This is a genomic window from Phytohabitans aurantiacus (genome assembly GCF_027923225.1).
GTDB lineage: Bacteria > Actinomycetota > Actinomycetes > Mycobacteriales > Micromonosporaceae > Phytohabitans > Phytohabitans aurantiacus.
In genome coordinates this window covers 40858-60651 of record NZ_BSDI01000069.1, presented here as the reverse complement: position 1 = coordinate 60651, position 19794 = coordinate 40858, and the positions used below count along the sequence as shown (strand labels likewise).

The 19794-nt window shown below is 70.8% G+C and carries 17 protein-coding genes; 4 read left to right on the top strand and 13 right to left on the bottom strand.

From position 1 onward, the window contains the following. Positions 1-316 precede the first annotated feature (316 nt). Entirely contained in the window at positions 317-1423 is a 1107-nt protein-coding gene (locus QMG73_RS40240) for a hypothetical protein (protein WP_281904513.1), read from the top strand. 74 nt (positions 1424-1497) lie between these two features. Here the strand turns inward: QMG73_RS40240 and eccCa are convergent, their stop codons facing one another. Then, positions 1498-5466, bottom strand: coding sequence for a type VII secretion protein EccCa (gene eccCa, locus QMG73_RS40235; protein ID WP_281904511.1), 3969 nt, complete (start codon positions 5464-5466; stop codon positions 1498-1500). Between the two features lie 150 nt (positions 5467-5616). Here eccCa and eccD point away from each other — a divergent pair, with 150 nt between their 5' ends. Beyond that, entirely contained in the window at positions 5617-7026 is a 1410-nt protein-coding gene (eccD, locus tag QMG73_RS40230) for a type VII secretion integral membrane protein EccD (protein WP_281904510.1), read from the top strand. 4 nt (positions 7027-7030) lie between these two features. Further along, positions 7031-8431: a type VII secretion protein EccB gene (gene eccB, locus QMG73_RS40225; RefSeq protein ID WP_281904508.1), complete on the top strand. Its 1401-nt coding sequence runs from the start codon at positions 7031-7033 to the stop codon at positions 8429-8431. Positions 8432-8499: 68 nt separating this feature from the next. Here the strand turns inward: eccB and QMG73_RS40220 are convergent, their stop codons facing one another. The 12 genes from QMG73_RS40220 to QMG73_RS40165 all read right to left on the bottom strand — a co-directional run bounded on the left by QMG73_RS40220 (position 8500) and on the right by QMG73_RS40165 (position 18600). Then, on the bottom strand, positions 8500-9681 hold the full coding sequence (locus QMG73_RS40220) for a S8 family serine peptidase (protein ID WP_281904506.1): 1182 nt from the start codon (positions 9679-9681) through the stop codon (positions 8500-8502). A 52-nt stretch (positions 9682-9733) separates the two neighbouring features. Beyond that, entirely contained in the window at positions 9734-10087 is a 354-nt protein-coding gene (locus QMG73_RS40215) for a hypothetical protein (protein WP_281904503.1), read from the bottom strand. Further along, positions 10071-10493, bottom strand: a complete 423-nt coding sequence (locus QMG73_RS40210; protein WP_281904501.1) for a YbaB/EbfC family nucleoid-associated protein — start codon at positions 10491-10493, stop codon at positions 10071-10073. The genes QMG73_RS40215 and QMG73_RS40210 overlap by 17 nt, the downstream gene beginning before the upstream one ends. A gap of 48 nt (positions 10494-10541) precedes the next feature. Next, positions 10542-11399 (bottom strand): SseB family protein, encoded by an 858-nt coding sequence (locus QMG73_RS40205; protein WP_281904499.1) that lies wholly within the window; start codon positions 11397-11399, stop codon positions 10542-10544. Continuing rightward, positions 11396-12418, bottom strand: coding sequence for an SMI1/KNR4 family protein (locus QMG73_RS40200; protein ID WP_281904496.1), 1023 nt, complete (start codon positions 12416-12418; stop codon positions 11396-11398). The genes QMG73_RS40205 and QMG73_RS40200 overlap by 4 nt, the downstream gene beginning before the upstream one ends. Continuing rightward, entirely contained in the window at positions 12415-13005 is a 591-nt protein-coding gene (locus tag QMG73_RS40195; protein ID WP_281904494.1) for a hypothetical protein, read from the bottom strand. The genes QMG73_RS40200 and QMG73_RS40195 overlap by 4 nt, the downstream gene beginning before the upstream one ends. Continuing rightward, the gene (locus tag QMG73_RS40190; protein WP_281904493.1) at positions 13002-14999 is read right to left on the bottom strand and encodes a hypothetical protein; all 1998 of its coding nucleotides are present in this window, start codon (positions 14997-14999) and stop codon (positions 13002-13004) included. The genes QMG73_RS40195 and QMG73_RS40190 overlap by 4 nt, the downstream gene beginning before the upstream one ends. An 11-nt stretch (positions 15000-15010) precedes the next feature. After that, entirely contained in the window at positions 15011-16000 is a 990-nt protein-coding gene (locus QMG73_RS40185; RefSeq protein ID WP_281904491.1) for a hypothetical protein, read from the bottom strand. 75 nt (positions 16001-16075) lie between these two features. Then, complete coding sequence (locus QMG73_RS40180; protein WP_281904489.1) at positions 16076-16369, bottom strand: WXG100 family type VII secretion target; 294 nt, start codon at positions 16367-16369, stop codon at positions 16076-16078. A 42-nt stretch (positions 16370-16411) separates the two neighbouring features. Next, the gene (locus tag QMG73_RS40175; RefSeq protein ID WP_281904486.1) at positions 16412-16783 is read right to left on the bottom strand and encodes a WXG100 family type VII secretion target; all 372 of its coding nucleotides are present in this window, start codon (positions 16781-16783) and stop codon (positions 16412-16414) included. Positions 16784-16985: 202 nt separating this feature from the next. Next, the gene (locus QMG73_RS40170) at positions 16986-17264 is read right to left on the bottom strand and encodes an isoamylase early set domain-containing protein (protein ID WP_281904485.1); all 279 of its coding nucleotides are present in this window, start codon (positions 17262-17264) and stop codon (positions 16986-16988) included. Between the two features lie 82 nt (positions 17265-17346). Next, positions 17347-18600, bottom strand: coding sequence for a serine hydrolase domain-containing protein (locus QMG73_RS40165; protein ID WP_281904483.1), 1254 nt, complete (start codon positions 18598-18600; stop codon positions 17347-17349). 197 nt (positions 18601-18797) lie between these two features. On the opposite strand from QMG73_RS40165, the gene QMG73_RS40160 reads away from it, so the two are divergent. Then, positions 18798-19232 carry a GNAT family N-acetyltransferase gene (locus QMG73_RS40160; RefSeq protein WP_281904481.1) on the top strand — a complete coding sequence of 145 codons (435 nt, stop codon included), beginning with the start codon at positions 18798-18800 and terminating at the stop codon, positions 19230-19232. Positions 19233-19794: the final 562 nt, after the last annotated feature.

The following is a 19794-nucleotide window of genomic DNA, read 5'->3' as shown; positions in this document are numbered from 1 at the left end:
TGATGGGCAGTCGCCTGCCGCCGGCAGGGCGTCCGTCGGCCGGCCCGAGCCCCCGCCCGCCGGCACCTACGGCTCGAGCCGTGCCGGTGCCGTCTACGGAGGCGGCGCCGCCAGCGCGCCGGGCCCGGGCACGGGCCAGGGCGCACCGGGCCATGGCGCGGGTGCGGCCGCCAGCGGCGGCGTACCAGGCCAAGGCGCGCCGGGTTACGGCACGGCCGCAGCCGCCGGTCGCGGCGTGGCGGGCCACTATGGACAGCCTGCCGCCCCGGGTCAGGCGGCCCAGCCTCCGCCCCCGCCGCCCGGTGTGCCGAGTGCGTTGAGCAGCCCGCACGCCGCGGTCGCCAGGGCCGACTCCGGCGGCGGATCACCCGGTACCCCGGCACCCGGCGTACCGCTTCCACAGCGCCCGCCGCTGCCTCCACCACCGCCGCTGACCCAGATCGCCAAGGGCGCGGGCGGTGCCGTGCTCGGCCGCGACGCGACCCTGTCGTCCCCAGCGGTACAGGCCGCGGGGCCGGTCGCCACCGCTCCCCCGGCACAGGCGGCACCGCCGGCGCAGACAACGTCCAGCGCTTCCACGCAGGCTGCCACGCAGGCGGCGGCCGCCGCGGCCAGCCGCGCCGCGGCGGTGCCACTCGCCGAGGCGCGGGCCATCCCGGACGCCACACCTCAGCTGCCGCCCGGCACCGTGTACGAGAGCCGCCGCCCACCCGGCCCCGGCGACGGCCACCGCGGCCTGTCCGGCCGGCTCGCGCGGCTGCGCATCGGCTCGCACACGGCGTCCCGTTCCGCGCTCGCGCAGCTCCGGATCTCCACCCCCGGCACCGGCCTCATCCTGGGCGCCGACCGGCAGCAGGGCCCGGTGTCGGTAAGGTTCTTCCGGCCCGAGCCCACCCGCATCGCCCTCGTCGGCGGCGCCTGGGCCGGGCAGCTGGTGACGTTCCGCGCGCTCGCGCTCGGCGCCCGGGTCGCCGTGGTGACCGCCGACCCGCAAGCCTGGCAGGGCTTCGGCGAACGCGCGACCGGCCGCGGCGACCGCGTGGCGGTACTCTCCGCCGAGCAGCCGCTCGCCGTGACCGCCAGCGCGCAGCAGCCGATCCTCGTGGTGTACGACCTGGGCCAGCTCGGCGCCACCGCACCGCAGCCACTGGGTCCTTGGCAAACTCAGCTGACGATCCTGCGCCAGCTCAGCCAGCCCGGCGTACCGTCCATCCAGGACTGCAACCTGGTCATGCTCCAGCGCCTAGGCAGCGCCGAGGCCGCCCTGGTGGGCAGCTCTCTACGCCTCCCCGCCGCCAGCACCCAATTCCTCCAGGTGATGGCCGACGACATGATCGCCCTGGTAGGCGACGGCGCCGAACGCTACATCTGGTTCGCCCAAACCGACGTCGAACGCCAATACGCCGGCGCCCCCCGACGCTAACCCCTCCGTGATCAGGGCGTCCCTCAAGTTGCTCTAACAACTTCAGGGACGCCCTGATCACGCTGGGGGTCGGGTTAGTGGGCGGGTGGGGTCCAGGAGAGCTGGATCAGGCGGGCCCCGTGGCGTCTGGTGAAGAGCCAGGCCCGGCCCGGCGGCAGCATCTGCGGCCGCATGTTGCCGAACAGCGCGCCCTCTTCGCGCGGGCCGGACATCATGATGCCGGGCGAGGCCAGCTCGCGGATGCGGCTGATGACCGGGTCGAACATGGCTCGGCCGGCGCCACCGATGCGGCGGGTCAGGACCAGGTGGAGGCCGATGTCGCGGGCCTGCGGGAGGTATTCGAGCAGCGGGGTCAGCGGGTTGACCGTGGAGCCGGCGACGAGGTCGTAGTCGTCGACCAGCAGGTACAGCTCGGGGCCCTTCCACCAGCTGCGGTTGCGGAGCTGCTCGGGTGTCACGTCGGGGCCGGGCAGGCGCTCACGCATCACCGTGGTGACCTGCTTGATCAGTTCGATGGTGGCCTGGTTCGACGTGCCGGTGCCGATCAGGTGTGAGGGGTCGACCGCGCCTAGCAGGCTGCGCCGGAAGTCGACCGTGATGACGCGGGCCTGGCTCGGGGTGTAGCCGGTCGTGATCATCTTGGCGATGCTGCGGAGGAAGGAGCTCTTGCCGCTCTCGATGTCGCCGAAGAGCAGCACGTGCGGCTCGGCGTCGAAGTCGAGGTGCACCGGCATGAGGTCGGACTCGGCGATACCGATCGGAATGCGGCCGCCCTGTGGCGCGGGCAGCACCTCGAAAGGCAGCTCGGGGGGCAGCAGCCGGACGGCCGGCGCGGGCTGGCCGGTCCAGTACTCCTGGGACAGCTTGACGAACTCGGCCACCGCGTCGCCGAGGTCGTCGACGCGCTGCTCGCCGTCGAGGCGGGGGATGCCGGCCAGGAAGTGGTGCCCGTCCTGGGTGAGGCCCCGGCCGGCGGTCTGCTCGGGCACGTTGACGGCGGCGCGGCGGTTGATGAGCGAGTCGGCGGGCTCGCCGAGGCGCAGCTCGATCTTGGTGTTGAACATGTCACGGATCGCGGCACGCACGTCCATCCACCGGTTGGTGGCGGCCAGGATGTGGATGCCGTATCCCAGACCACGGTTGGCGATCTCGTTGATGACGGGTTCGAGGTCTTCGAACTCGGCGCGCACCGTCGCCCAGCCGTCGACGACGAGGAACACATCGCCGAACGGGTCCTCGCCGAACCGGCCCTGCGACTTGGCCCGCCGGTACGCGACGATGCCCTCCACGCCGTTGTTGGCGAACATCGCCTCGCGGGCCTGCATCAGCCCGTACACCTCGGCGATCGTGCGGCGCACCTTGTCGACGTCGCGCCGGGTGGCCACGCCGCCCATGTGCGGCAGCCCCGCCATCGTGGAGAACCCGCCATTGCCGAAGTCGAGGCAGTAGAACTGCACCTCGCGCGGCGTGTGCCGGAGCGCGAGGCTGCCGACGAGGACGCGCAGGAAGTTGCTCTTGCCGCTCTGCGGACCGCCGACGACCATCAGGTTGCCGGCGCTGCCGGACAGGTCGAGCCACATCGGCTCGCGCAGCTGCTCGTACGGCTTGTCGATGACGCCGACCAGACCGTGGAGCGCCCGCTCGGGGCTGAGCGCCTGCGTGGTGAGGCCGCGATCGCTGGACTGCACGATCGGCGCGAGCATCTGGCCGAGGGTGGGCGGCTCGCCGAGCGGCGGCAGCCACACCTGGTGTGCCGGCACGCCCTGACCTTCCATGCGCTCGACCAGCACGTCGAGCAGCGTCTCGCCGACCGCGGACTCTTCCTGCTCGGGCTCCTGCTGCTCGGCCGCCGGCTTGTCGTCGCGCGGTGGCGCCACGTAGTACGTGGTGAAGTCGCGCACCGGGTCGACCGGGCGGCCGCCGACGGTGGGCTGGTAGCCGTCTTGCCGGACCACGCCGGAGACGTACGCCGCGCGGAAGCGGATCAGCCCTTCGGTGCCGGTGCGCAGATATCCGTGGCCGGGCGCGCGGGGCAGCTCGTACGCGTCGGGCACACCCAGTACCGCGCGGCTGTCCATGGAGGAGAAGGTTCGCAGGCCCACCCGGTACGACAGGTGTGTCTCCAAGCCACGCAGCCGGCCCTCTTCGAGCCGCTGCGAAGCGAGGAGCAGGTGGATCGCCAGCGACCGGCCCAGCCGACCGATCTTGACGAACATGTCGATGAAGTCCGGCCGGGCGGTCAGCAGCTCGCTGAACTCGTCGACGATCACCAACAGGCTCGGCAACGGCGCCAGCGGTACACCTGCCGCCCTTGCCCTTTCGTAGTCACGCTGCGAGGCGTAGTTGCCGGCACGGCGCAGCAGCTCCTGCCGCCTGGTCATCTCGCCCTCGATGGCGCCGAGCATGCGGTCTACAAGGGACAGCTCTTCGGAGAGGTTGGTGATGACCGCGCTGGTGTGCGGCAGCCGGTCGAGAGCCGTGAACGTCGCGCCGCCCTTGAAGTCGACGAGCACGAAGTTGAGGATCTCGGAGCTGTGCGTGACGGCGAGCGCGAGCACCAGCGTGCGCAGCAGCTCCGACTTTCCGGAACCGGTGGCGCCGACCAGCAGGCCGTGCGGCCCCATGCCGTCCTGCGCGGACTCCTTGAGGTCGAGCTCGATCGGGCGCCCGTCGGGGCCCACGCCGATCGGCACGCGCAGCCGGTCGCGGTTGGGCCGGCTCGCCCACGTGCGGGCCAGGTCGAAGTCGCGCGGCGACCCGAGGTCGAGAAGCTCGGACAGGCCGAGGTCGATGGTGGCCACCGAGGACTGGTCGGCGGCGTACGACGTGGCCGACAGCCGCAGCGGTGCCATCTCGCGCGAGAGCACCTCGGCCTCGCCGGGCGTCAGGGCGTCGGCCTTGCCCACCTGCGTCGAACCGTCCATCGTGGTGCCGGAGATCGTGCCGTCTTCGGCGATGTCGAGCACCACGGACGTGTCGTCGAGCAGGCGGGGCGGCGGGTTCGACAGGTCGAGGATCGTGACGCCCGCGACGCCGCCATCGGTCATGAGGTGGTCGGAGCCCACCGTGGAGCCGCCGTCGATGACCACCACGACGTGGTGACCGGGGACGCCGCTGCTCGTCGGGTCGAAGCGGGGGCGGTTGGCCAGTACGTCGTCGAGCATGGCCTCCAGCGCGGTGACCGACGGCGCGAAGAGCCGGATGGGCCCGACGGCGTCGATCTTCGCGGGGTGCTGCGCGTGCGGCAGCCACTTGGCCCACTCCCAGTGCGGCCGCTGGGTGTCGGGCACGCAGAGCCCGATCAGCACGTCGTCGGGCGCGTGGAAGGTCGCCATCTGGGCGAGCAGCGCCCGCACCAGGTCGCGGACCGGCCCTTCCGGGCCACGCAGGTAGACGTGCGAGAAGTCGCGGAGCGCGATGGCGACCGGCAGGTCCGGGACGATCGAGTACGTCGCGACGAACTTGCGCAGCGCCATGGCGCACAGCGGTTCGAGCTCGTCGACCGGGCGGGTCTGCGGCGGGATCAGTGGGGTCGCGACCTGCTGCGCGCCCAACCCGATGCGCACGACGCTGAAGTCAGGGTCGCTGCGCCGCCGCTCCCACAGCCTGCCGCCGCTGGCGGTCGACCACAGCGCCACGGGGTCGGGGTGTCGATAGTGGATCGCTTCCCGCTGCTGGCGGATCGTGGTGCGGATCTGGGCACGCATCTGGGCGAGGCGGCGCATGTACTGCCGGCGGGCCTCGATCATTTCCTTTTTGCCCGGACCCGACTGATTCATCATCATCATCCCCATCATCCCGAGGATGGAGATGCCGAACATGCCGCCGGCCACGTACGTCAAGGGGCCGCTGCCGCCCCGCTGGCCGGCCATCATGAGACCCATCGCCGCGCCACCCGCCGCCATCGGCAGGATCATCAGCATCCGGGTCCACGCCTTGCCACCGGGCGGCGGGATCTCGGGTGGCGGCTCCAGGACGACCTCGCCGGTCGGCAACGGAGGCGCGATGCGACGCGGCGGACGCTTGACGATCACCGATGTCACCGCTCGACCTCCCCGTCGTCCGAACCCTGTGACCAGTCCCGGCGCGGCCAATCCTATAGACCGGCCACTACCTCCCGGTTGGCGCAGGGTGGGCCGGTATCGACATGCTAGGTTGGGCGCTGCTGACGCAGGGGCGGGGAGGTGACCAGCGTGACGGCCCCCGGTGGCCTCTCTCTGGCCAGGGTAACGGTCGCGGCACCGAAGCGGCGCATGGACGTCGCGTTGCCCGACAACCTTCTCGTCGCTGAGCTCCTGCCTCATTTGCTGCGGCATGCCGGTGACGACCTCGGTGACGACGGCGAACGGCACGGTGGCTGGGTCCTGCGCCGTGCCACGGGCGCCGTGCTCGAGCCCACCCGCAACCTTTCCGTGCAGGGCGTACGCGATGGCGAATTGCTGCACCTCGCACCACGCCGCGACGACTGGCCCGAGCTGGCGTACGACGATGTGGTCGAGGTCATCGCGAGCGGCGCCCGCAGGGCCGGCCGCTCGTGGGGCAGCGCCGCCACCCGCCGCGGCGGGCTCGCGGTCGCCAGCGTCATCCTCGGCCTCGGCCTCGTGGTGCTCCTCATCTCCGGACCGCCGTGGCCGCTGCCGGCAGCGGTCGGTCTTGGCCTCGCCACCGTCCTGGCCGTGGTCGGGATCCTGCTGTCCCGCGCGTTCGGTGACGCGGCCGCGGGCGCCGTCGTGGCCGCCTCCGGCCTGCCGTACGCGTTCGCGGGCGGCGCGCTGCTCGCCGCGCCCGGCGACACCGCGGTCACCCGGCTCGGGGCGTCCAGCCTGCTGCTCGGGGCGGCCGCACTGCTCGTGTTCAGCGTGATCGGATACACCGGCGTCGCGGCTACCCAGCGCCTCTTCATGGCCGGCATCGCGAGCAGCGTCATCGGCCTGCTGGCCGCGCTGCTCTGCCTGATGGGCATGGGGCCCGGCGGCGCCGCGGCGGTGGCACTGACCGCGGTGATCGGCCTGCTGCCGAGCTATCCGCTGATCGCGAGCTGGATCGGGCGCCTGCCAGTGCCGGAGCTGCCCGAACGCGCCGAAGACATCCTTGAAGACCGGCCGGTGCCCAAGCGCTCCGACGTCTTCGCGGCGGTGGCCCGGTCGACGGAGCTGCTGTCCGGCATGCTGCTGTCGGCGGCGGTCTGCGGCGCGGTGGCGACCGCGTTCCTGGTGGGCGTCGACGGTTCGGTCTCGGCGGACCTGCTGGCTTTCGCCGCGGCGGCCGCGCTGCTGCTGCGGGCCCGCCTCTTCGCGCTGCCCCAACAGCGGGTGCCGCTGCTGGTCGCCGGGATCGCCGGCCTCGCGCTGTTGCTGCTGGGATACGTGCTGCAGGCCGACAGCGGCGGCGGGCGCCTGATCCTGCTGCTGCTGGTGCTCCTGGCCGCGGCCGCGGTGCTGGCCGCCGGCATCGTCTACAGCCGGCGCAGCCCCTCGCCGTACCTGGGCCGCGCCGCCGACATCTTCGACGTGCTCGCCATCATGGCGCTGGTCCCGCTGGCCTGCGCGGTCGCCGGGCTCTTCGGCGAGATCCAGGGGCTGTTCGGGTCGATCGGCGGGTGATCACATGGCTACACGGCGCGACCAGCTCCACTCGTACCAGTTCCTGACGCAGCGGGTCATCTCCGCGTTCGTCATGCGGGAGACCGATCCCGCACAGTCCCCGCTGCGGCGTGGCATCGGCGCGGTGTTCGGCGGTGTGATGATCGCCGTCCTCGTCGCGGCGGGGTTCGGCATCTACGGCATCCTGACGAAGGCCAGTACCGACAAGTGGAAGGCCGACGGCTCGGTCGTCATCGAGAAGGAGACCGGCGCCAGCTTCGTGTACTTCGACCAGACGCTGTACCCGACGCTCAACTACGCGTCCGCGCTGCTCGCCGCCGGTAAGCCGGGCGCGCAGGTGTTCCGGGTGTCGAGCAAGAAGCTGAGCGAGGCACCGCGCGGCAACACGGTCGGCATCGCGGGCGCGCCGAACTCGCTGCCCTCCCTCAAGCAACGCGTCCGCCTGCCGTGGACGGTGTGCACCATCCCCGGCACCAACGAGTCCGGCCAGGCGGTGAGCACGGTCGCCATCGCGGTCGCCGCGGACGCCCGGGGCGGCAGCACGCTGACCGACGACGCCGTGCTGGTACGCGACGCGCGCCTCAGCACGCGGTACCTGATCTGGCACGGCCGGCGGTACCAGATCCGCGACCACGACAACGTCGTACCGGCGCTGTTCGGCTCCGTGACCCCCGTGCCCGTCGGCACCGCGTGGGTCAACTCGCTGCCCGCCGGCGCCGACATCTCCCCGATCAACGTCCCGGACCGGGGTGCCGCGTCACCAGCGGTGCCCGGCCGGAAGAACGGTGACGTACTGAGCACCGAGAGCGGCTCCGGCACCAGCTACTTCGTGGTCTTCAGCGACGGGCTGGCCGAGATAACCCCGCTCCAGCGCGACATCCTGCGCGCCCAGTCGTCGGCCGATCCGATCAACATCGGCCTCACCGAGGCGCAGCAAGCGCCCCGCAGCGGCCGGCTGCGCCCCCCGTCCGGCGACACCGCTCCCCCACTGTCCACACCGGAACTCGTCAGTCCCGGCGGCGGCGACCTGATCTGCGCCGTCACGACCGACGCGGCGGCCGCACCGTCGATTCGCGTCGACGCGACCGTCGACAAGCTCGCGACCGCCGTGCCGACCGGGTCCGTCTCGGAAGACGCGGTCACGCTCGCCGACGCGGTGCTGGTGCCCGCGGGCAAGGTCGCGGTGGTGCGGGCGCTGGGCTCGCCGAACGCCAACGCCGGCCCGTACTACGTCATCACCGACCTGGGCATCAAGTACCCGGTGCCGAGCGGCTCGGTCCTCGACATGCTGGGATACCCGGCGATCCAAGCGGTCGGCGTGCCAGCGGCCCTGGTGAGCCGCATCCCGACGGGGCCCACCCTGGACCCGTCAGCGGCCCTCCAACCAGCCCGCACCACCCCATAACCCCGTAGTGATCAGGGCGTCCCCCAAGTCGTTAGAGCAACTTGAGGGACGCCCTGATCACGGGTGGGTTACTGGGTGAAGAGCTGGACCGGTGGGGCTGGCTCTTCGGGTTCTTCGCGGGTCACCGGCGTGGACGCCATGGAGGAGCGCCAGAAGCGCCGCCGACCGCGTGGCAGCGACACGGCCACCACCAGCACGAGCAGTACGGCCAGCACCGCCACGCCGCCACCGACCAGGGCGATGTCACGGCTGCGTGCCCACGCGGGCGAGCGGGCGGTGGAGGAGCGGGTGAGGGCCGGCAGCTCGACGGGGCCACGGTCGGCGAGGCGCTCGACGACGGCGGCGTACGGGTTGACGATGCCGTGGCCGAACCGGGGGCCGCCCGCGGCCGGGATGGCGGTGCCGTTGAGCTGGCGCTCGACCTGGTCGGGTGTCGGGGTGCCGCGCCGCGACCGCACCAGCGCCGCGGTCGCCGCGACGAAACCGCAGGCGACACCGGTGCCGTCGACCTCGATCATGCCCTGGCCGCGCTGGAGCGTCACCACGTCGGCTCCGGGCGCGACGATGTCCACAAAGGACCCCGTCTGGGAGTTGGGCCACAGCTCGCCGGTCTGCTGGATCGCGCCGACGCCGATCACGCCGTCGTAGTCGGCCGGGTACGGGGTGGGGTTGCCGCCGCTGGCGCTGCCCGCGTCGCCCGCGGCCGCCACGACGACCACTCCCTTGTCGATCGCGTTGGCGACCGCGCCTTGCAGGGCGGGGCTGTCCGTGTACGTGACGGCGGCGACGGCGATCACGTTGGCGCCCCGCTGGACGGCGGCGGTGACGCCCCGGGCGAGGATGGCGGGCTCGGCGACGGCGCCAGCACTGCCGCGCTCGCCGATGACCCGGATCGGCAGGATGGTGACCCGCGGCGCGACCCCGGCGAACCCGATCGAGGCGACCTGCCGTGCCGCGATGACGCCCGCGACCTGCGTGCCGAGGCCGAAGCAGTCATCGTCGGCCCTGCCGCTGCCCGCCACCGCGTCGAAGCCCTGGCTGACCTGGCCGGCGAGTTGGGGATGGCTGGCGTCGACACCGGTGCTCAGGACCGCGACCGTGACGCCACCGCCCTGCGTGAACGGCCAGACCCGGTCGGGGCCGAGCATCTGCTGCTGCCACGGCACCGGGGTGAACACCTGACCGGGCTCGGCGCAATTGTCTCCCGGCGCGGCCGAAGCCACGCCGGGAACGAAGAGCGTCGCGCTCACCGTAATGAGAGCAGCCGACAACCACCGCACGACCAATGCAATCCCCGTAGTGCTAGACGTTGGTCTCGCGGATCTTGCGACCGCTGTCGTCGTCGGTGCCCTGGTACTCGGCCATCGCCAGGACGGTGTTGTCGCCGACCTTGGTGAGCCGTTCGCCAGCGTTGTTCATGTTGTCCTGGATGATGCTCCGCAGCGGCTTGTCGCCACCCTCCGGCACCATGTTGTACGTCTCCCGGAAGCCGTTGCCGTAGCTGTCGCCACCCCACGGCTGCTCGCCCTCGATCGTGGTGATGTCGCCGACGACGGCCCGCGCTTCGGTGCTGAAGGACTCGGCCATCGAGCGCAGGAGCGCACCGGTGCCGCCAATCTCGTTGGGATCGCCGTCGATCTTAAGATAGGTACCCATGACCCTCCTCGTCCTTCTTCTTCATCGCCTGCGGTAGGTCTGCGTCGTGGTGCTCCAGCATCACATCGACGTCGGTCTTGCCAAAGAGGCCCAGGCCCTTGTCTTTGGGCATGACCTTGTCCATGATCTCGCGGGTCTTCTTGTTGGCGTCTTCGATCGCTGCCTTGGCGGTCGACAGGATCGTTGCGGAGAGCGCCTTGGAGTTGGGCGTGCGGTAGATCCGCGGGTCGATCTCAAGCTCGATGAGCTGGCCTCGGGGGCCGACCACGACCTTGATGAGCCGGTCGTCCGACCACGCCGTGCCGGTGACCTCGAGCATCTGCTCGCGGGTCTGCGCGGCGTTGTCGATCGTACGTTGTAAATCTTCGACGACGCCGCGGAGTGCCGACCACTGCGGACGCTCCATATGCTCACCTCCCCGTTCAGCCGCATTTCAGCGCCGGTCTCGACCGTATCAGCCGCCTCCACGCAGCAGATCGGCGATGTTGTCGCTGACCGGCAGGTCAGGCTCGTGCTCCTCCTCGAAAGCGGCGACCACCAGCGGCGGGCGCGCGGGCCGCCGGCGCTGCGCGAGCTCGACCGCGTGCGCCAGCAGGCCCGGCACCCGGTCGCCGCCCAGTACGATCGCGATCGGCGAACCCGGGTTGACCGCCAGCCGGTGCTCCTCGTCCGGCCACTGCCGCAGCACCGCCACCAGGTCCATCGAGACGGTGGGCACGGGGCTGGGCAACCCGTCGAGGAAGTCGTCGTATCGATCCGGCGACGTGAACACCGCCACCACCGGTACGCCGTCGATCTCGAGCGCCTGGGTCGGCACGATCACGCGCGCGGTCACCAGCACGTCGAGCAGCACGTCGCCGGCGAGCTCGGTGAGGGCCTCGCGGATGAGGCGTTCGGTGTCGTTGGCCGGCACGAAGCCAGCCATGCCGGCCGGCTGCGGCAGCAGCGCCTTGAGGTCGTCGGGCGGTATCACCACGCCGACCGGGGTGACCGGATCGACCGCGACGCCCCAACCGTCCGGGGTGCGGCGGACCAGCTCGGCGAGCGTGACCGGGTGCCAGCCGTCGGCGGGTATGACGCGGTGCAGCGCCTCGGGCGAGGTGAAGACGAGCACGTACGGCACGCCGTCGCGCTCCTTGGTCACGATCCGCTGCCGCTCGTCGGAGGCCGAGGGGCGGTAGCCGGGCAGGTACAGCTGGGCCGACGCCAGGATCGACATCACCCGCTGCAGGTCGCCCGCGCCGGTCGCGACCACCAGATCGCGCTCGACGTCGTTGACCGGCTCCCAGGGTGTGACGGTGGCTTCCATCATCGGACCTCGAACATCGTCGTCAGCGGGTCGCGCACGGCCGGCGGCGGCCGCTGCCAGGGCGCCCGCTGGCGCACCGGCAGCCCGGCACCGACCTCGGCGTCCCGCACGTGCCTGACCTGACCATTGTCGACCCTGGCGGTGGCGACGCGCACGAGATCGTCTGCCGGCCGCACCAGCGCGGCAAAGAAGTCGTCGATGGTGTCGGCGCAGCGGTGCAGCAGGTTCGCGCAGATGTACTCGGGATCGTGCTCGTCACGGGCGCGCGGGTCGTCGTCGTCCCAGTACCAGATGGAGTCGAGGTCGCCGCCCGAGACGCGCACCGCGAGCAGCCCGCCCTGCACGTACCCGATCGGCAGGAAGTCGACGGTCAGCCGGTCGCGGGCCCACTCGACCACATACGAGATGTCTTGCTGGCGGTCGGCGCGGGCAAGGCCGAACAGCGGCTGGTCGGCGACGAAACCATGGCCTGGCAGCACGCCGGGCGCCGCGGGTCCGGCGCCGTTGGTCGCGGCGAGATAGCGCCGGTACGCCTCCGGCAGCGGCCAGCCGAGCAACCGCTCCAGCAGGTCGAGCAGGTCGTCTGGTACCGGGTCGGGCGGGGTGAGCGCCACGGGCACCGGTGACGTGCCGGTGCGCAGCCCCCGCCCGGTGACCTCCAGGGTGGTGATGCCGCCGGCGTGGCGGTACGCGCCGTGCAGCTCGATCGGCACCAGGGCGAGCAGGCGGGTGCGGCCCACGTGCGCCCAGCACCAACCCGCCGGCGTACTCTCACCGCTCCACAGTGGATCGTCACCGACCCAGGCGGCGGCGAGGTTGCCGGTCAGCACGTCGACCACCCGCACCTCGTCGCGGGTCAGGCCGGGCTCGGGCGGCGGCAGCTCGATCACCGCCCGCGCGCACAACGCCCACTCGGGAAAGCCGAACGGGTTGACCAGCACACCCTCCCGGTACCGGATCTGCAACGCCGGCGATCCCGGGTGGATGACGCTCATCGCGAACCGCCCGCCCGGGTATCTCATCCTGGCGCCAGGCGCTGGTAGGTGCCGGCGGCGACCTTGACGAGGCGCTGCACGATGTCGGGCGGCAGGCCGTCGGCGACGTTGACGCTGGCCTCCACCTCCAGCACCAGGTTGCCGTTGTAGCTGGTCAGCTTGACGTCGTCTTTGTCGCCGCTCCAGTGCGCGTCGGTGCCCGCGCCGGTGACGTCGGTGTACGGGCGCTTCGCCAGCCGGCGGCCGGTCTCGACGAAGCGCTTCGCCATCCCCTCGTCGTTGAGCACCTCGGCGTCGACCGTGAGATCGATGCCCTTCTCACCGGAGGTGCGGTGGGTGATGCACAGCCGCTCGGTGTTGACCAGCGGCTGCGCCTCCTCCTTCGGGTACAGGTCAGCGAGCGGGCTCTGGTCGGCCTTCTTGCACAGCTCGCCGGAGAGCACGTAGACCGGGCCGGATCCCGCCGGGGTCGGCGTGGCCGCTTCGGTCGCCAGCGGCGGCGGCTCGGGGATGGGGCTCGACGCGTCATCGCCGCCGCCACACGCCGCGACGGTGGAGAGGAGCGCGGCGGCGAGTGCGACCACCGCGCTCCGGCGAGCCTGTCGTGCCATCACGTACCCAGGGTCGGCTTGGGCTCCGCCGACGGCGCCGTCGACCGGACCGGCGCGCCGTCGAGCACGCCACCACCGGGCGTCTCGACCTTCCACGCCGCTTCCTGGTCGAGGATGCGACGGATCTTCTCGAACTCCTCGTCGACCGACAGCTGCGGGTCCTTGGCGGCCTCCCGCTTGCGCGAGCCGATCTCGCCCTCGTACCCGGAGATCCCGTCGTTGCGCTTGCCGCGCATGACGCCCGCGGTGGGCTCCGGCACCTGCGCCGCACCGGGATCGAGCCGCGCCGAGCGCCCGACCACCGGGCTGGACGTGGGTCGAGGCGGCGGGGCCAGCGGGTTGACCGGGGCGCCGGGCGGTGCCGGGGGCAGGGTAGGGCGGTTTGGGGCCGCGCTTTCCGGCTGGCGCGGCTGAGGCCGGCCGAGTACCGGTGGGGCGGCATCCGGACGCAACGGCGTGCCGCCTCCGGGCGTACCCGGTGCTCCCGGCATGCCAGGAGCATGGCGGCGCCGGTCACCGCCGAACCTCGACGGCGGTGGCGGGGTCGTCGCGCGCGGGTTGCGCAGCACCGGCGAGGCCGGCGTGCTCGGCGTGCCGCCGAACTGGTCGGTCATTCCCGGCCGGAGCGGCGTGCCCGGCGTCTCGGAGATGTTTTCGCCCGGTCCGCGCTTGCCCGGCGGCGGAGCGGCCGGCGTGCCCTGCTGCGGGCCGCGCCCCTTGATGGCCGGCGGCGGCGAGCTCTGTGCGGGCGGCCGGGCCCCGGGTGCCTGCGGAGGCAGACCCTCGGAGTTGAGGCCGGAGCGCAGCACGCCCGGACCGGTGCCCTGACCCGGCAGGTTGTTGAGCAGGTTGTTGCCGCCGGGCAGGTTCGTCAGGCTGGGCCGCCCGACGAGCTTCATGCCGCCCCCGGTGCCCACGGGAGGCACGACCGGCGGCGGGACCAGCGGCGGGAGGGCCGGTGGGGTGATCGCCGGTGGCGTGGCCGTGGGCGTCTCGATGCTGGGCTTCGTCAGCTGCTCGGTGGTCGGCGGTGCGATCGGCGGCGGCTTTTCCGTCAGTCCGAGCTTGTCGCCGATGGTGGGCGGCTTGATGTTGGGAGCCGTGATGTTCGGCTTGACGTTGTTGGGCGTCTGGATGCTGGGTGGGCCGCCGATGCCGGGCAGGTCAGGCGTCTTGTATCGCGCGATGAACTCCATGTTGGGCATCACCGCGTTGGTGGGTCCTTCGTAGACGGTCGCGGTGCCGCCGGCGAACTTCTCGCTCATGACGGACCAGTACTCGCGCGCCATCTTGAACTGGATGTCCTGCGCCTGGAAGTGCCACGGGCCCTGGGCCTCACGCATCCACGTCATGTAGTTGTCGGCGAGCGCGCTGCCCGGCCGGATGTCGTCGATGCCCTTGAGGTCGGGGTTGTTTTCGAAGAACCTGCCGCTCCACGTGGTCATCGAGCTCTTGTACCGCTCGTACAGGCTCTCCATCTCGGCCTGACGCGCCACGATCGTGTCGGCGAGGGCGCTGGCGCCCTGCCAGTTGGCGAGCGCGGCCTGCTCCCAGTCGTCGATGGACTTCAGAGTGGCACCGGGCCCGCGAGCCAGGAACGCCTTGGCGCCAGCGCCCGTCCAGCCGCCGTCGCCGCCGTCACCGTCACCGCCGTTCGAGAGGTTGACCGCCGCCGTGCGCACCCGGATCCGCAGGTCGTCGAGCACCTGGTTGATCTGGTACCAGCGCTCGGCGAGCTGCCGGATCTGGGTGGCGTCCTGGCTCATGATGCGGTCGTAGATCTGCTCGATGCCGTTGGAGTAGAACGAGCGGGTCTCCTCGCCCGGCGTCTGGCCGCCCTCGTACATCTTCCGGAAGTCGGGCGTGGGCTCGATGTAGTCGCCGTGCGTGGGCGGCGGGTAGTGCCGGATGTCTTCGCCCATCTTGGCGGCCATCCGGCGCGCCTCGGTCAGCCGCTCGTTGGTGGCGCTGCTGTAGCCGAAATACTGATCAGTCATGCCGCCACCGCCTACGCGACGCCGTAGTCGTGAACGGTGTAGTCCCTGCCGTCGGAGTCGAGCTTCTCGGACGCGTCGTGCACGGGCGCGTCGCCGCCGGTGTCGCGGTGGTCGTCGCGCTGCACCGTGCTCTCGCTGACGGTCGGCTTGTTGTCGCCGCTCTGCGTCTCGGTGCGGACCGTCACGCTGCCGTCGGTGTTCTCCGTCGTCGTGCTCGTGGTCTGGCGCTTGTCGTCGCCCTCGCCCATGGTGGTCGAGGTGCTGCGGGTCGTCGTCTGACCCGAGTCGTTGTAGGTGTTGCGCTCGACCTGGGTGGAGAGGAGCTTTCCGTCCGCCCCGTAGATGTACGTGGTCGTGACGGCGGTCTGCAGGCCGTTGGCGCCGTACTCGGTGGTGGAGTGGACGTGCTTCTTCGAACCGTCGCCGAACGTGTAGATGGCGCCGTACGGATACGACGTGACCTTGGCGTACTCGTCGTTGCCGGTGAGCGCCTGGGCGTTCATCCCGGTCTCGGCGGCCATCCGCTGCTCGAAGTCGTAGAACGTCTCGGTCTTGCGGAAGCCGTCCGGCCCGGTGGTGCGCGGGTCGCCGAAGACGAAACCGATGTCGTTGATGTCGGCGCCGTTGGAGTTGTCGGAGTGCTCGAACATCTCCGCGATCACCGCGGCCGCACCACCGATGTTGCGGACGCCCTCGGTGACGTCCTTGATGAAGTAGCTGAAGTCGCTCATCCGGTTGTCGAGGAACCGGGCGGCCTGCAGGCCCTCGGGGAAGGTCTGACCGTCACGAGCCGTGCTCAGGCCGTCGACGACCATCATCTTCATGTCAGCGCTGACCGTGTTGTACGCCCCGAACGCGTCCATGGAGAGGTTGGTCATTTCCTCCCAGTACGAAACCAGGTCGGTGACTTCGACCCGCACGTCTTCGGCGTCCGAGAACGACTCGTACTCACTCGGCGCAGGGATGTAGCTGCCGCCCCCGCCGCCATCGTCGCGCACCACGCTGCCTCCCCCGATCGTTTTATAGAGGGTCCCGGCGAAGGACCTGCCTTCGCCGGGACAACCCGAGTCGCCTCTTTAGAAGCCGGCCGAGATCTTCTGGTCGACCTGCTGCATGCGCTCGGCGGACCCACCCAGCGCGGTGCCGAGCCGCAGGAGGGCGGCCTTGATCTCCGAGGCGCCCTGGTTCCACTGCTGCTGGGCGGCGTCGCATGCCTGCCCCGCGGAACCCTGCCAGTCCTGAGCGAACAGCGTCTTGAAGTCGTTGTACAGATCGCCCAGCTCGACGTCCATGTTGCCGGAGTACGTGCCGATCGCGGTGGAAACGTCGGCGATCGCGCCGAAGTTATAGGTGATTGGGATGTCAGTCATCTGAAGTTCGCCTCTCGACTGTCTCGACTACGGATTCGACGGTCAGCCACGCAGGGCACTGACAACGGCGCCATCGCCGGTCTCCGCCGCGGCCTGGCGGATCGTCTGCGCGGCGTCTTCGTCCTGCACGCCGTACTCCTTCGACGCGCTGCTGATCTTGCCGGCCAGCTCGTCGAGCGCGTTGAGAATCTTCGTCAGACCGTTGTTCAGATCGGACGACACCGACTGCAGGGCGTTGTTCGCCGTACCGCTCATGCCCTTGCCAGCCAGGTCGTTGACCCGGTCGAGCAACTGCGCCATCCCGGAGGCCAGATTTTCGCGCACCGTCATGCAGCGCTCAGCCATGTTGTTGAGCTGAGCCTGCGTGGCTTGCACCTGACCGATACCTGGAGTGTCTGTCAAGGTGGAACTCACCCCGCTCCTCTGTAACGCCCCCCGCTCAGGGGAGCCTCCCCTTGAGTCACATGACAAAAGCGCCATGCGCACCCGAAGGTAGCGCCATTCGTCCACTCAGGCCACCCCGTGGCCAGGCGAATGTCGGTTTTGGCCGTCAATGAGCAAACGTAACGGCGGACCGTTGGGCCCGCCGTTACGTTACGTACTACCTAATCGAGGTCTAGCCGAGTATCAGCTGGCTGCCGTCCTGGTCGACGTGGTCGGCGTGCTCGTCGTCGAGCCATACGCCACCGGTCGCCAGGTACCGGAACCGGTACTCGCCCGGCTCCAGCTGAACCGACACCGTGCGGGTGCCGTCCTTGCGGTGGATCAGCTCGTGCCGGCCCGGCTCCCAGTCGTTGAAGCAACCGACGACGCTCACCGTGCCGGCGGGCGCGTCTTTGGGCAGGCTGAAGGTGATCCGTGTCTTCGTACCGAACAGTCTTGTGCGCTTGATCACTTTGCTCCCCCGGGGACATCGGACTCCACATCTGAGCTTCGCCGCGCCATCGCGGAGCACCCGGAAGCGACACACCGGAAAATTAGAAGTAATTCGGGAACAGGTCGTGAGCCGGCCAGCTCGTCACCGCCCGGGACGCCGTCCACAGGGCCGGGTCGATGTCGTCGTAGCTGCGCCCCGACGCGTCGTCCCGCTGGTTGAACAGCGCGGCCCAGCTCATCCCCTGGTACGTGCGGACCAGCAGCGAATAGTTGCCCGGCAGGCTGCCGGTGTGCCAGGTGTTCCGGCCGGTCCCGCCGGTGGTGACCGGGCGGACATTCCAGCCGAGGCCGTAGTACCAGCCGTTGGAGACGCCGATCTCCGGCTGGGCGAAGACGCGGGCCAGTGACGTGCTGTCGAGCACCGATGAGGCGCCGTCGAACACGCGTGCCCACCGCACCATGTCGACCGCCGAGGCCACCCAGCGTCCGTTGCCCCACTGGTTGCCCATGCTGAACGCGCCGTACGGCCCCGCCACCGTCGCACCGGACTCGTTCAGCACCGTGGTGCCGGTGTACTGGGACCGGTACGGCACCTCGCCGGTGTGCGGTGCGATGCTCCAGCCCAGCTTCATCCGGGTGATGCCGATCGGGTTCAGCAGGTGCTGCTGGACGTACGACGCGTACGGCATCCCGCTGACCTTCTCGATGACCTGGCCGGCCAGCAGGTACCCGTAGTTGCTGTACGCGTACCGGCCCCCGGGAGCGAAATCGAGCGCCTTCCCTGTCGTGTATCGGACAATGTCGTCACCGCTGATCTCCATCGGCACGCCGAGCGCCCGCGAGATCACGCGATCCTGAAACAGCGGATCGGGTGTGATAGCCCGGTCCCAGCCGCCGGTGTGCTGCAACAACCGCAGCAGGGACACATTGGACAGCCGCGGATCGGCCGCCTGCCCGTCCGGCGGGGTCAGCGACAGCAGCGACGTCACCGGGCTGGCGAGCGACAGCTTGCCGTCCTGCGCCAGCCGGGCCACCGCGGCGGCGGTGACCGTCTTCGACAGGCTCGCCACGCGGAAAAGCGACGTCGGCTGCACGGTCAGGCTGGTGTCGTCGCTGTACGTGTACCCGCGCGCCAGCACGAGCCGGCCCTGGTACGTGACGGCGAGTTGGCCACCGGAGACGCCGCGCGCCTGCATGAAATCCTTCATCGTGCTGTCGAAGCTCGCCAGCGCCGGCACGCTGGTGCCCGTGACCCGCCAGGTCGCGGCAGCCGCCGCCCGCGCGGGCGCGCTCGGCAGGCCCGCCGCCGCTACGCCCGCCAGCCCCGCCAACTTCGCGAAATCCCGCCTACGCACCAAGCCTCCCCAAGATCGAAAGCGCCGAGCCTACCGTGATCAGGGCGTCCCTCAAGTCGTTAGAGCGACTTGAGGGACGCCCTGATCACCGCGGTGTGGCTCGTGGATCGCGGACGGTGAGGCTGCGGGAGCAACGGTCCGCACCACGGCGGACGTCGCGGCAGCTCGGAAGCTTTTGAACTGCGTAGGCTGATCGCGTGGAAACGCGCGTCGCGGCGTTCGCCGACCTGGACACCAGCACCCTCTACGCGTTGCTGAAGCTGCGCGTCGACGTCTTCGTGGTCGAGCAGAAATGCGCGTACCCGGAGCTGGACGGCCGCGACACCGAGCCCGGCACCCGCCACATCTGGCTGGAAGAGGCCGGCACGCCCGTGGCGTACCTCCGCGTCCTTTCCGAACCCAGCGGCACCGCCCGGATCGGCCGCGTCGTCGTGGCCCCGTCGCACCGCGGCGCCGGCCTGGGCAGCCGCCTGATGGCCGCGGCCATGCACGAGGTGGGCGCCCGCGACGCGATCCTGGACGCCCAGACCGAGGCCGCCGCCCTCTACCGTCGCTTCGGCTTCGAGCAGACCGGCCCCGAGTTCGTCGAAGACGGCATCCCCCACGTCCCCATGCGCCGCCCAGCACCTTAGTGCCTTTGGGCTACCGCGACGCCCGCCGCGCTAAAGACCGCAGCTCCCGCAGCCTCACCCCACGCGTCCCCACAACCCGCGCGGGGTAGTTCGTGGATCGCGGAGGGTGAGGCCGCGGGAGCAACGGTATGTGCCACGACGGACATCGCGGCAGCTCAAATCCCCTACGCGCCTCGCCCGGAGCGCCCAGGCCACCCCACGACGGCGCGCCGCCACACCGGTTCCGCCGATCAAGGGCAAACGCACACGATTAGATCTCTTCCCCGCGCACGTCCGCCCCCAGCCCAGCCCGCGACGGCGTGTCGCCACGCCCGACGCGCCGATCAAGGGCGAATGCACGCGATTCGATCTCATTTCCACGTGCATTCGCCCTTGATCCATGCAAATGCCCTTGATCGCCGAGCCCGGGAGGCCGCGCACGCCCTCAGCGGGCCTCGTTCGTCTCACGCCAATGACGAGGGCACCAAAGGACAGGCGCAACGGTGTGAAGCCAAACCCCCACCGACGGCGAACGCCCAGGTCAGGGTTCGGGCGGGTGGGTGACCCACGACGGCTTCAAGCC

Coding starts and splice junctions, on each gene's coding strand:
- QMG73_RS40200 (WP_281904496.1), bottom strand. CDS start 12,418: ATGAGATACCCGGGCGGGCGGTTCGCGATGAGCGTCATCCACCCGGGA.
- QMG73_RS40190 (WP_281904493.1), bottom strand. CDS start 14,999: ATGACTGATCAGTATTTCGGCTACAGCAGCGCCACCAACGAGCGGCTG.
- QMG73_RS40215 (WP_281904503.1), bottom strand. CDS start 10,087: ATGGGTACCTATCTTAAGATCGACGGCGATCCCAACGAGATTGGCGGC.
- QMG73_RS40205 (WP_281904499.1), bottom strand. CDS start 11,399: ATGATGGAAGCCACCGTCACACCCTGGGAGCCGGTCAACGACGTCGAG.
- QMG73_RS40180 (WP_281904489.1), bottom strand. CDS start 16,369: ATGACTGACATCCCAATCACCTATAACTTCGGCGCGATCGCCGACGTT.
- QMG73_RS40210 (WP_281904501.1), bottom strand. CDS start 10,493: ATGGAGCGTCCGCAGTGGTCGGCACTCCGCGGCGTCGTCGAAGATTTA.
- eccB (WP_281904508.1), top strand. CDS start 7,031: ATGGCTACACGGCGCGACCAGCTCCACTCGTACCAGTTCCTGACGCAG.